The sequence below is a fragment of the Blastomonas aquatica genome (assembly GCF_014639875.1).
Classification (GTDB): domain Bacteria; phylum Pseudomonadota; class Alphaproteobacteria; order Sphingomonadales; family Sphingomonadaceae; genus Blastomonas; species Blastomonas aquatica.
The window spans coordinates 42874-55311 of record NZ_BMGD01000005.1 but is presented as its reverse complement, the minus strand read 5'-3'; the positions used below and the strand labels follow the sequence as shown (position 1 = coordinate 55311).

General features: G+C 62.7%; 13 protein-coding genes. 8 read left to right on the top strand and 5 right to left on the bottom strand.

Annotation, left to right across the window (positions count from 1 at the left end; all coding sequences use genetic code 11):
* Positions 1-47: 47 nt before the first annotated feature.
* The 4 genes from IEW00_RS13755 (at position 48) to IEW00_RS13740 (ending at position 2722) form a co-directional block, all read left to right on the top strand.
* Positions 48-338, top strand: coding sequence for a YggT family protein (locus IEW00_RS13755; protein WP_188515003.1), 291 nt, complete (start codon positions 48-50; stop codon positions 336-338).
* Positions 339-399: 61 nt separating this feature from the next.
* Positions 400-1314: a bifunctional methylenetetrahydrofolate dehydrogenase/methenyltetrahydrofolate cyclohydrolase FolD gene (gene folD, locus IEW00_RS13750; protein ID WP_188515002.1), complete on the top strand. Its 915-nt coding sequence runs from the start codon at positions 400-402 to the stop codon at positions 1312-1314.
* A 41-nt stretch (positions 1315-1355) separates the two neighbouring features.
* On the top strand, positions 1356-2105 hold the full coding sequence (locus IEW00_RS13745) for a hypothetical protein (protein WP_188515001.1): 750 nt from the start codon (positions 1356-1358) through the stop codon (positions 2103-2105).
* Positions 2102-2722 carry a MarC family protein gene (locus IEW00_RS13740; RefSeq protein WP_188515000.1) on the top strand — a complete coding sequence of 207 codons (621 nt, stop codon included), beginning with the start codon at positions 2102-2104 and terminating at the stop codon, positions 2720-2722. The genes IEW00_RS13745 and IEW00_RS13740 overlap by 4 nt, the downstream gene beginning before the upstream one ends.
* Before the next feature lie 233 nt (positions 2723-2955).
* Here IEW00_RS13740 and IEW00_RS13735 read toward each other — a convergent pair whose 3' ends face one another.
* The 5 genes from IEW00_RS13735 to IEW00_RS13715 form a co-directional block, all read right to left on the bottom strand.
* Positions 2956-3459: a hypothetical protein gene (locus IEW00_RS13735; RefSeq protein WP_188514999.1), complete on the bottom strand. Its 504-nt coding sequence runs from the start codon at positions 3457-3459 to the stop codon at positions 2956-2958.
* Positions 3460-3710: 251 nt separating this feature from the next.
* Positions 3711-7247, bottom strand: a complete 3537-nt coding sequence (locus IEW00_RS13730) for an autotransporter domain-containing protein (RefSeq protein ID WP_188514998.1) — start codon at positions 7245-7247, stop codon at positions 3711-3713.
* Between the two features lie 217 nt (positions 7248-7464).
* On the bottom strand, positions 7465-7932 hold the full coding sequence (locus tag IEW00_RS13725) for a Dps family protein (protein WP_188514997.1): 468 nt from the start codon (positions 7930-7932) through the stop codon (positions 7465-7467).
* 111 nt (positions 7933-8043) lie between these two features.
* Entirely contained in the window at positions 8044-8607 is a 564-nt protein-coding gene (locus IEW00_RS13720; RefSeq protein ID WP_188514996.1) for a TMEM165/GDT1 family protein, read from the bottom strand.
* 21 nt (positions 8608-8628) lie between these two features.
* Entirely contained in the window at positions 8629-8970 is a 342-nt protein-coding gene (locus IEW00_RS13715) for a hypothetical protein (protein WP_188514995.1), read from the bottom strand.
* Positions 8971-9231: 261 nt separating this feature from the next.
* Here IEW00_RS13715 and rpmG point away from each other — a divergent pair, with 261 nt between their 5' ends.
* From rpmG to ribA, 4 genes are all read left to right on the top strand, one after another.
* On the top strand, positions 9232-9399 hold the full coding sequence (gene rpmG / locus IEW00_RS13710) for a 50S ribosomal protein L33 (protein ID WP_017669518.1): 168 nt from the start codon (positions 9232-9234) through the stop codon (positions 9397-9399).
* 98 nt (positions 9400-9497) lie between these two features.
* Positions 9498-10151, top strand: coding sequence for a LolA family protein (locus tag IEW00_RS13705; protein WP_188514994.1), 654 nt, complete (start codon positions 9498-9500; stop codon positions 10149-10151).
* 405 nt (positions 10152-10556) lie between these two features.
* Positions 10557-11363: an exodeoxyribonuclease III gene (locus IEW00_RS13700; RefSeq protein WP_188514993.1), complete on the top strand. Its 807-nt coding sequence runs from the start codon at positions 10557-10559 to the stop codon at positions 11361-11363.
* A gap of 28 nt (positions 11364-11391) precedes the next feature.
* Positions 11392-12435 (top strand): GTP cyclohydrolase II, encoded by a 1044-nt coding sequence (ribA, locus tag IEW00_RS13695; RefSeq protein ID WP_188514992.1) that lies wholly within the window; start codon positions 11392-11394, stop codon positions 12433-12435.
* The last annotated feature ends 3 nt before the right edge of the window (positions 12436-12438 follow it).

Sequence of the window (12438 nt, the reverse complement as noted above, 5' to 3'; positions counted from 1 at the left end):
TCCGGGACCATCGCCCGAATATCGACCACATCCAACGTGAGTGACACATGCAGATCCTGCTCGAAATTCTGGACATATTGCTGACGGTGGTGACCTGGTTCATCATCATCCAGATCGTCCTGTCCTGGCTGATCGCATTCAACGTGGTCAGCACCCAGAACGATCTGGTGCGCCAGATGGCCGAATCGCTGAACCGGATCACCGAGCCTTTGTTCCGCCCGGTGCGCAAGATCATGCCCGATCTTGGCATGATCGACCTGGCACCGATGGTGGTGCTGCTGCTGATCATGATTGTCCAGCGCTCGATCATTCCGCGTCTGTGGGTCCAACTGGCCTGATCGGGTTTTGTGCCGCGCTGGGATGTTTCAATTCCCGGCGTTTCGCTTTACAGCGGCGCGCATGACAGCCTCCCCCCGCGCCACCCCCATCGCCAGGACAATCGACGGCAAGGCCTTCGCCGGCCAGCTGCGTGCAAAGCTCGCCAATTTGGTCCCCGGCTTTGTCGTGGCTGCAGGACGTGCGCCGGGGCTGGCGGTGGTGCTGGTGGGCGAAGACCCGGCAAGCCAGGTCTATGTCCGCTCCAAGCACAAGGCGACGGTTGAGGCTGGAATGCTCAGCTTCGAACATCGCCTCCCCGCCGGCACCACCGCGCAGGCGCTGCTCGATCTGGTCGCGACGCTGAACGCCGATGATGCGGTCGATGGTATCCTGGTCCAGCTGCCGCTGCCCAGCCATATCGACGACAAGGCGGTGCTGGCGGCGATCGACCCTGACAAGGATGTCGACGGCTTTCACGTCGTCAATGCAGGCAAGCTCGCGGTGGGCGAGGAGGCACTGGTGCCTTGCACGCCTTTGGGATCGCTGATGTTGCTGCAGGATGCGCTGGGCGATCTTTCCGGGCTGCACGCGGTGGTCATCGGCCGATCGAACATTGTCGGCAAACCGATGGCGCAACTGCTGCTCCAGCAAAGCTGCACCGTCACCATCGCGCACAGCCGGACCAAAGACCTGCCCGCCATGGTGCGGATGGCCGATATCGTCGTGGCTGCGGTGGGGCGCGCCGAGATGGTGCGCGGCGACTGGATCAAGCCGGGTGCTACCGTCATCGACGTCGGCATCAACCGCATCCCCGGCAGCGAGCCGGGCAAGACGAAGCTCGTCGGCGATTGTGCCTATGACGAATGCGCCGCCGTGGCAGGCGCGATCACCCCGGTGCCGGGCGGGGTCGGCCCGATGACCATCGCCTGTCTGCTGCGCAACACGCTGGTCGCCGCCCATCGTCGCGCGGGTGTCGCCGCGCCGGAGGGTTTGTGATGTTTTGGACCAAGCAAATCCTCCCCTTGCAGGGGAGAATTTTGAGTGGCCTGCTCCTGACGCTTGGCGCACTCACTCCGCTCGCTGCATCGGCCCAGCAAGGTCCGCCCATGCGCGAAGACCGGCGCGGGCCACCGCCCGGACCGCCGGGACAATCCTATGCGAACTCCAGCGCGATCCTGGTGACCGAAATCGCCTTTGCGCGGCTTGCGAAGCAGGAGGGCCAATGGACCGCATTTCGCGAAACTGCGGCCGATGACTCGGTGATGTTCACGGCCCAGCCGGTGCTCGCACAAGGCTGGCTCAAGGGCCGCGCCGATCCGCCCGGTGCGGTGAGCTGGCAACCTCAAAGCCTGTTCATGGCCTGTGACGGCCGCACCGGGGCCTCCACCGGCGCGGCGCAGTATGCAGGCGGGCAACCCGGATATTACACCACGGTGTGGCAGAACCTTGAAAAGCCCCGCGCCAAGAAGCCCAAATGGCGCTGGGCGCTCAATCATGGTGCCACGCTGGCCCGGCCGCGCGTAGGCGACGAAATGATCGCATCTCGAACAGCGGTGTGCACCGGCAACCCCAAGGCTGCGCTTGGCGACATCCCGATGGGGCCACCCGCCAAGCAAACCGTTCCCGTCGCGCCGCAGGCCAGCGGCGCGCGCGCGTCGGCTGACGGCACAATGGTCTGGCGCTGGGACGTGCGCAGCGATGGTGCCCGCACGGTCACGATCGAACTGTGGAACGGCAACGCTTTCGATACCGTCGTACGCGACGACGTGGCGGGCGGCGCATCATGATCGAACTGTTCATATCAGCCTTCATCACGCTGTTCGTGGTGATCGACCCGCCCGGCTGCGCGCCGATCTATGCCAGCATGACCACCGATGCCAACGCGCAGCAGCGCCGCAGCATGGCGATCCGCGCGGTGATCGTGGCGGGCGGGATCCTGCTGGTGTTCGCGCTGTTTGGCGAGACGCTGCTCGGCGCGCTGCATATCGAACTCAACAGCTTCCGGATCGCTGGCGGCATCATGCTGTTCCTGATCGCGCTCGACATGGTGTTCGAAAAGCGCACCGAGCGGCGCGAACAGCGCGCGCAGGACATCATCGACGATCCCGAGATCGAGGATGTCTCGATCTTCCCGATGGCGATGCCGATGATCGCAGGGCCGGGCTCGATCGCGTCTGTCATGCTGCTGGTCTCGCAGAACTCCGGCCTCGACCGCGCGCTGACCATTTTGGGCGCGCTGCTCGCGGTGCTGCTGCTGACACTGCTCGCGCTGCTCACTGCGGGGCCGTTGATGAAGCTGCTCGGCGCCAAGGCCGAAGCCGTGATCACGCGGCTGCTGGGCGTGCTGCTCGCAGCGCTCGCGGCGCAGTTCGTGATCGACGGGCTGCGGGCGAGTTTTCAATAGGGTTGTTCCGCAAGAACGCGGCAATATTCGCCCATTGCAGAACTGACCCGCCTGTCAGCACGCGACCCCGTCGCCAGCAGCGGCCTAACCACCCCCGCTAATCCTGAGCAGCGGGCGCAGCCCGCGATGTCGAAGGACCCGCGTCTACGCCGGCCATATAGCGGGGCCTTCTACAGGCTCAGGCTGAGCGGAGGTGGGGCGGTTTTGGAGGATTGCTGGACAAAGTCCGTTTTTCACGAAACGCCCCCGTTGCAGACATCTTGACCCCCGCTTTGGCTAGTGGGGCGCGGATGCCGACCGAATAGCAGCGGGTTGAATATCACCCACTCTATCGAAGCATGAAAGGTTTCGTGAACGACATTGATTTGTCGCCTTACCGGTAATGACCACAAATTGGTTTGCGTAGCGTCGAGCACGCAGGTCAAAAAAGAGAATTGCGATCCGGGTCCTATTGATACGGACGGATGATTGGGCAATGGCAAGCCGGAAACATCAGTGGCCCCTTTCTCCAATGCCGCGCGTATGACTGACATTGCACGATCCACCTCCTCAGACTCTGCTTTGTTCCGGTAAAGCGTGCAGCTCAGCGACTCACACTCGCCGAGATAACCAGTGACCTTGACTGTTTTGCCGTCAAGTTGGTCAATATGTGCAATAAATTCTTCGACTGTTATCGGCTTGATAAAAGGGGCGCTGCTATACGCGATGGTTGCAAACACTAAGAGTGTCCCAATCATTGACCGGAGGACTGAAGATACTTCCCTCTTTCAATCATACTGCCAGCCTTATCAGCTTACCACCCGGTTTCGGTCGCCCCAAGCGCGGCCAAAATGTACTGAAGCGGCCATGCCGGACGTAAGGCGTCCGACACTTGCCAACCTCCCGTTGGCGTAGTTCCAACCGTTTGGCGCTTCAGCTTCCCACACGAAAAAGCCCGCCAGCCTTTCGGCTGACGGGCTTTTCTCTAAGGCTTTCGCCCGGTGGCTGCTTAGAACCGTACCAACGCCGAGAGCGAGTACTGCTGCGCCTGGAAGTCCTGGCGACCCACCGTGGTGTCGATCGACGCGGTGAAGTCGAAGGTCGGCTGCGAGATCGTCAGGCCCACGCCCGCTTCTGCCCAGCTGCTGTCATCCGAACGATACGCGAACGGGAAGCGTCCGGTGGTGCTGCCGGCGAAGTTGGCACCGAAGAAGCGGTCGCCCTCGAGCACGTCATAGACATAATCGGCGTAGATATAGGGACGGAAGGCCGCAGTCTTCTTTCCGCTGGCCGATCCACCGACGCGGATCTGCAGGCTGTCGAACTTGTTGCGATCGATATCCAGAGCCGGGCCGCCACCGGTTTCGCGCACGTCGTCAAAGCCGATATACTGGTACTGCGCGGCAACCCGCGGAGTCAGCACCACCGCCTCGGTCTCGAACGGAGCCGACAGACCAAGCTCGGCGGTCAACGACAGGCTTCCGTCGTTGGTGCCCAGGTTGAACACGCCCGCACCCACTGCAACCGTACGTTCGGTATCCACCGTGAAGCGGCCCGCGCTGACCCGGCCATCGATGACCAGACCGTTGGTCGTGGTCACTGCGCCGTAGACGCTGCCTTCGATCAGCTCGCCCGATACGCTCTGAACGGCAACGGCCCGCGCATCGGTATCCGAATAGCCCGCCGAAATACCGAACACTACGCCATCACGCGGCAGGTATTCGAAGCCGCCGACGACGAAGAAGCCGTCAAAGTTTTCCCTGCGGCCGGTGGTCAACGCGGTGGGCATCGGGGCGGACTTGCCGTTGAGATAGCCACCGCCGAGATAGACTGCGAAATCGCTGTCGAGCGAGGTCGCATCCATCACGGTTTCCTGCGAATCCTGCCCTGCCGAAGCCGCAGCCATGGCACCGGGCAGCACCGCGCCACTTGTGGCGGTGGCGGCAAGGTTCAGCGGCTGACCGATCATCGCGATCGTGCCCCCCATGTTGCCGGTCAGCGCCGACTGCATGCGGGTGCGGTGGAAACGCGAAGTGCTCGACAGCAGTGCCTCGCCCAGGTTGAGCCTCGTCGACTCAGTGAATGGTGCCAGGCTCTCGAAGGTCGCCCGGATCTGGGTCGCCGACAGAAGGTCGGTGCGCAGGAAGACATCCGAGAAGGTGCGCTCTGCACTGCGGTTGCTGTCCAGAATGCCAGCAAACGAGCGCTGGGTCAGCGAGCTGCTGTCGATCACATTGCGGTAGAGACCGGCGGTGATGCGCATGTCGATTGCGTTGGCGCTGGTGGTCAGCACAGGTGTCAGGATGGCGCTGATCGGGGCGGCAGAATTGAACCCGGCAGAGATCGTGCCACCGGTGGTGACGATGCGGTAGGTGTCACCGTTCTTGATCGTATAGCCTGCGACCGGCGATACGATGACCCGGCCGCCCAGGCTGGCATCGCCGGTGATCGCCAGGCGATCCGATACGCCAGCACCGACATCGACCAAATACTGGGTTGCCGACGACAGGATGGCATTGCCATCGATCGTCAACGTTCCGACCGTTCCGGCATTGCCGGTGGCTCCGGGCGAAATGGTCCCGGCGACGCTGGTGAAGAACGGAGCTTTGAGCGTTCCGGTGCCGCTCAGTCCACCCGCCATCAGGAAGTAATCGCCGACCGAATTCAGCCTGCCGTTGATCTGCATCGAGCCGATGGTCTGGGTGACATCGATCAGACTGGTGAGCGAGCCGGTCGAGGTGATGTTGAGAGCTGCGGCCGCGCCGTTCAGGCGGAATCGGTCGATGGTCACCGCGGTATCGAGCGTCGTCGTGCCTGCAGCAGCCAGGGTGACGTCGAAATAGCGCGGAAGCACGCCGGTGGCGCGATCGCCGGCACTGTTGTTCGGCACGAAGTTGGTCGCGCCCGGCAGACCGTTGGCGATGGTGGCCGGCGGCAGGGGAATCGCAGCCGTGCTGACGGGGTTCTGCGTGTCGATCGACGCGCCGATCTGCGCCGTGGCAGCCGCGCTGTCGATCACGGCTTCACCGATGCCGCTGGTCAGCGTCGCGGTTGCGGCATTGTCGCTGGCACCGCCGGTACCGATCGGCTTCTGCTCGACCGAAACGCTGCCGTCACTGAAATCGACGCACTCGCTCAGCCCACCCGACTGGAAGCAGGCCTGACCGAACTTGCCGCTGGTATCGACCGTGGTTCCGCCAGCCGAAGTCGGGGTGCCGTTGATCAGCTGGCCGTTCGGACCGATGATGAAATAGTTGGGATCCTGAGACGTGAGCCAGTGCGTGGGATCGTTCCAGTTGCGGTTTCCGGCAGCGGCCGTGACATAGCGATAAGGATTGTTTTCGGCGATCCAGTCCCAATACAGATACAGCGGCTGGTAGAAGGATGCGGTGCCGAAGCTGTTGGCGGGCTGGCCGTTGAAGAACCGGGTATAGCCACCCGACAGCACGCCAATGATCACTTCGCGCGCAAAAGTGCGGTCGAGGATCAGCGGGCCGCCCGAGTCGCCGCCGGCGGTGGTGCCTTCGCGCGGAAGGGCATTGTCGCGAAAGGCGTTGAAGTCGAACGGGCTGGCCGCTGCGGTGCCACGGCGTGGATCATCGAAATCGATCCAGTACAGGTTCTGCGGCAGGCCTTCAGGCGGTGAACCGAACAGGAAGCCCTGGAAATCGTCGAGCGAGGTGAGCGCACCCAGCCAGTTTTCTGCGGTCCGGCGGCGGAAATCGATCGGCAACGTGCCCGATGTACCAGTGCCGTTTCCGCCATAGCCCGACAGGTTGACATGATAACCGGTGCCGCTTTCTGCGGTGATCGCAGTGGGCGCAGGCAGCTGCGAGAGCAGCAGCGACCAAGTTGGGATACCGACAGCCGGGGTGTCCAGCGAAGCGATCGCGACATCGGCATACAGGAAGCCGTTGTCTGGCTCGATCGAGCGCGGGTGATAGGCCACTGCATTGACGTTATAGAACGCCTGCGCGGTGTTGGTCTGGAAGCGGCCAACACCCGCGGTGCCGAGCAGCCAGCGGACGAGTTCGTCCACCTCGCCCGGCGCGTTGGCGCGGGTGTTGGTTTCAAAGCCGAATGCGATGCCCACGCCGCCCGAATTGGCACCATAGGCAGTTGCAGCGCGGCTGTTCACGCAGTGTGCCGCGAACAGCACGGTGCGCGGATTGATCAGCGAGCCGGTGCACAGGCCAACACCGCCATTGCCGTTGTCGACCACCATCTGACCGACGCCGGTAATGTTCACCGGATCGCGCGCGGTGGTGGGGGTGCCAGGATTGGCGATGAGGATCTGCGGATCGAGCTGAACGTTCTCGATGTCCAGGCGAACCGTCTGCATGTCCGGGCTGGTGGTGGTGATTTGGGTAGACAGGTCGAAGTGCGGCGCAAGTTCACCCGAAACCAGCGTGTTGCGGATGTCCGAAGCGGAGCTGGCATTTGCCTCAATTGCAGAAGCAGGTGCGGCTGCAAGCGCTACGGCGACTGCCGTTGCTGCCACGCCACCGCGGATTGCCTTGTGCATACGTGCGTTCTTGGTCGTCATTACCATCCCCTGAATAACTTGCCGTTGTCCCGGAAGTTACCTCGCACGGTATTAAACGCAACGCGGCGTGACGTATTACATTGCGATTATGTGACTGTGTTGCCGCTTGGACACATTTTGTTACCATACTCGGGCTCATACGGTAACCTGACGGCCGCAGGCGCCGCCAACATCCTCGAAAGATGGGGGGTCGGCACCGCCTGCGGATTGGGACGAATTACTTGCCCAGCGTTTCGGTCAGGAACCAGGCGCGCTCCTGCGCCTGATCGGTCCAGTCATCGACGATGCCATCGGTGGCGTTGTCACCGGCCTGGCCTGCCAGTTCCTTAACTGCGCGCAGCTTGGCGACGAACGCGATATTGTCGTCGCGCAATTCCTTGAGCATTGCCTCTGCGGACACGCCCGATTTGTCGTTGTCGGCGACAGTCTGGCGACGGGCGATATCGCCGATCGAGGTCAGCGTGCGATGGCCGTTCTTGCGGACGCGTTCTGCCACGGCATCGGTGATCGCCAGGATCTGGGTAGCATGATCATCGAGCAGCAGATGATATTCGCGAAAATGCGGTCCGGCGACGTGCCAGTGAAAGTTCTTGGTCTTGAGGTACAGGGCAAAGCTGTCGGCCAGCAGGCCGTTCATCGCATCGGCCAGCGCCTTGCCCGCATTATCGCCCTTTTTGTTTCCCATAACGTATCTCCTGTTCGCTCATCTCGAGTGGTTGTTAACATAGGTTGTGCAGGCCAAAATGGCATGCCAATTTATTGTCACAATCCTTCGGCAACGCCGCTCTGCATTGCTTCATACCAGCCCGAAGGCGCGAAGCGCGAGCAACAACCCGATCGCGGTGACCACGCCGCCCATAGCGATGCGGACCGGGCGAAGCGGCCAGCGCGCCAGTTCGTCCTGCCAGATCAGCGCGGGCATCAACCCCAGCGTCGTACCGACAGCGCCGCCGAGCAGCGGCCATACTGCATCGTGGCTGCGCGCGGCGGTCGCCGCGATGATGAACTGCCCCTTGTCACCGAACTGCAGGATCATCACGCCCAGCAACGCCGTGACGAACGGCCCGATTCGCCAACCCTGCAACAGATCCACCGGCCGCCGCCAGGCAAGCATCCCCATCCCGGCGAACAGCAACGAGAGCGCATAGAACAAGGCGAGTGCATCGCGGCTGATCCAGTCGCCAACGATCACCCCGCCCAGCGCCGCGATGGCGGCCCCGGCGATGCTGGCCGCCAAAACCGCTGTGATCATCTGGCCGGGGCGCGCAAATCGCATCGCCAGCGCCGCGCACAGCAGCTGGCTGCGGTCGCCGGTCTGGACGATCGCGGTCAGCAGCAATGTGGTGACGAAGGCTTCCATCAGCCGCAGGAATAACGCAAATCAGCGCGCCCCGCGTACCGCAATCGACGCAAGCACCGCAGCACGCATATCGGCATTGCCGCAATCGCTGGCGATCGCCTCATCCATCGCATCGAAATAGTGCCGCGCCATGGTCCGGCTCCAGCCGTTTGCCAGCAAGCCTTCCAGCCCATGCGCGAGATCGCTGACGCACGGCATGGCGTTGCTGTCGGCGATGCGGCGCATCCGGTCGATCTGGGTTGCCAGCTCGGCGCGCGGAACCCGCGTGGCGATGGCGCGGACATGGCCCGCATGCATCCTGAGTTGCTGGCGCGCCAGCTTGAGACGGTCTTCTGCGCTGTCCGATGCGGCCTGGTCTTGCATATGGGCTCCTGCACACGCCTTTGCTGATGCCAGGATGACAGGACTGGGTTAATATTTGGGCAAGCCTGATCAGGGGCGGATGCGTAGGGAAGGCGGGGGGGCGATGCTTGACAAGCCGGGCCCGTTGCGGCAATGGCGGCGCTCGCATGTTCAGGGCGGCCATTTGTGCCGCTCTTTGTGTTTTTGATTCGCTTTTTTATTGAGTGGCCCCGGCGCTTGCCGTCGACCACGACACGCCAATTCAACCCAAAGGAACAGGTCATGGCCAAGCCAGCAACTGTGAAAATCCGCCTGGTCAGCACCGAAGGCACCGGCTTCTTTTACGTCACCAAGAAGAATCCGCGCAACACCACCGAGAAGATGAGCTTCCGCAAGTACGATCCCGTCGCGCGCAAGCATGTCGAATTCAAGGAAGCCAAGATCAAGTAATCTTGGGCGGCGCACGGGATGAACCGGCAATTCAGCGCCGGTTCAATCGCTGGCGCCCACGGGTTCATGGCTCCTTTATTCAAGAAAGCCTGACCCAGATGTTGATTTCCCGGTTCAAACCCATTGCCGCCATGCTGCTTGCGACCTCGATCGTCGCAGCGCCGATTGCCACGCCTACTGCCGCAATCGGCCAGCAGGCCAATCCAGGCGGCGATCTGGCACAGGTCTCGCGGCACCTCAAGGCGATGCAGTCCCTGCGCGCCAGCTTCACCCAGACCGATCGTTCGGGGCAGACTTTGACCGGAACGCTGACGCTGAAGCAGCCGGGCAAGATCCGCTTTGAATACCAGAAGGACGCGCAGTTGCTGATCGTCAGCGACGGCCGCGCGCTGACGATGATCGATTATCAGGTCAAGCAGGTCCAGCGCTGGCCGATTCGCAACTCGCCGCTGGGCGCGCTGCTCGATCCCAACCGCGATCTCACCGTTTACGGTACGCTGCTACCGACCAACGATCCAGACGTCGTCAGTGTCGAGGTGCGTGATCCCAAGCGCCCTGAATATGGCGTGATCACGTTGATCTTCACCCGCAGCGCAGCGGCACCCGGTGGGCTGTCATTGGTCGGATGGGTCGCGCTCGATTCGCAGAACAAGCGCACCACCATCCGCCTGTCGGGCCAGCAGTACAATGTTGCGGTGGCGGATAACGCATTTGCATGGACCGATCCGCGCGCCAAGGGTCCGCGTCGCTGAGGTAATCTCGGCAACGTATTTTCGTCATTCCCGCGAAAGCGGGAATCCCGCTCCTGACCGCACCTGGCGGATAAGCGGAACCCCCGCATGCGCGGGGGTGACGAAGAAAAACTGATTATCAAATCGTGGGCGACTGACGAACCGCCTTCACCCATCGACGAAATGCGAAAGCCTCGCAATTTCGTTCACATGGCAGACAGGGTTTTTGCTCTAGAACGGTTTTCGAAGACGGCGACGAGGTTTCCCCCTGTTACCTCGCCGAACCACCGGCTTCACCCAAGCGTGACGAACGCAAAAAAGAACCCTCGTTCCAATGCCCCCGGGACGAGGGTTTTTTGCGCCCTTTTGCGATCCAACCCGCGTTTAGGGCTTGGGTTTGGCAGGATCGCTGGCTAGAGCCTTGCCATGGCTTCCCCCCTTAAAATCGCTTCATGGAACATCAATTCGGTCCGTTTCCGGCTGGAATCAGTGCTCCGCTTTCTTTCAGAAGAACAGCCCGACATCCTGTGCCTGCAGGAAACAAAGGTGATCAACGGTGACTTTCCCGAAGGACCGTTTCGCCAGCTGGGCTACAACTTCCAGAAGCTGAACGGTCAGCCGATGCACCATGGCGTGGCGATCATCAGCAAGGTCCGGCTCAGCGATGATGCCCGGCTCGATTGGCAGGCCAATGGCGAGGCGCGGCACATCGGTGTCAACATCACCGGACCTCTGGGCGGCACGGTGCGGCTTGAGAACGTCTATGTTCCTGCCGGCGGCGAGATCCCCAACCGCGATGTCAGCCCCAAGTTCGGCCAGAAGCTCGATTTTATCGAGCGGATGACGCAGTGGTCGAGCGGGCTTACCGGACGCACGATCATCCTGGGCGATTTCAACATCGCCCCGCTCGAGGACGACGTTTGGAGCCACAAGCAGCTGATCAACACCGTCAGCCATACCCCGATCGAGATCGCGCGCTTGAAGGCGATGCAAGACGCGCACGGCTGGGTCGACATCGGCCGCAAATTCTATCCCGCGCCCGAGCGGCTGTTCACCTGGTGGAGCTATCGCGCGCGCGACTGGTCGGTCTCCGATCGAGGCCGCAGGCTCGACCATATCTGGGTCTCGCCCGACATCGTCGACACGGTCAAGAGCCATCGCGTGGTCGAGCCCTGCCGCGGCTGGCCGCAGCCTTCCGACCACGCCCCGTTGATGAGCGAGTTCCTGTTCTGATGGAACGCGCGTTCCGGTTTCTGGCCTTATGAACGCGCGCGCTGCGGCCCGGGCGCTCGACGCGCTGGCCCGGGGCTGGGATATCATCATCGATGCGCCCGATGGGCAGCTGGCGTTGCGTCCGGTCGAAACCGGGACCGCGCCGGATACGGCAAGGCCCCGGATGCTGATCTCGGCGGCTCGTGCGATCACGCTCAAGCTTGCCAACCAGAAGGAAGCCGCCCGGCCCGACGCGCCGGTGTGCATCGCGGTGCCCGGCCCGCTCGATTCGGCGCTGGCGGTCGCGATTGCCGATCCTTCGCTCGATCTGGCGCGTCCGATGAAAGGCCCGTTTGCGGCCCAGCCGCTGCCCGCGCCCCTGGCCGCAGAAGCCGCAATGCAGCTGGCCCGTCTGGCGGGACTGCTCCCTGCATATCATGTGCTGACTGAGGCCGAAGCCGATGCGCCGGTCGCTACCCCTGCCGATGTTGCCGCATATGCCGACCCCAGCACGCTGCGCATCGCCGCGCGCGCGCGGCTGCCGGTGAGCGCGAGTGATTCGGCCGAGATCGTCGCCTTCCGTTCGGACGCCGATTTCCACGAGCATGTCGCGCTAATCGTCGGCACACCCGATGACAGCCTGCCCGTGGTACGCCTGCACTCCGAGTGCCTGACCGGCGATGTGCTGGGCAGCCTCAAATGCGATTGCGGGCCGCAGCTGCACGGCGCGCTGCACGCGATGGCGCACGCGCAATGGGGCATCCTGCTCTATCTGCGCCAGGAGGGCCGCGGCATCGGCCTGATCAACAAGCTGCGCGCCTATCAGCTACAGGACCAAGGCTTCGATACGGTCGATGCCAACAACCGGCTGGGGTTCCCCACCGATGCACGCGATTTTGCGGTCGCAGCCCAGATGCTCAAGGCGCTGCACGTTCCCGCGATCCGGCTGATGACTAACAATCCGCAAAAGCAGGCGGTGCTTGCCAACCTGGGCGTCGAGATCGCCGAGCGGATGCCGTTGCTGATTCCCGCCAATCCACATAATGCCGAATATCTGGTGACCAAGCGCGACCGGACCGGGCACCAGTTGTGAGCA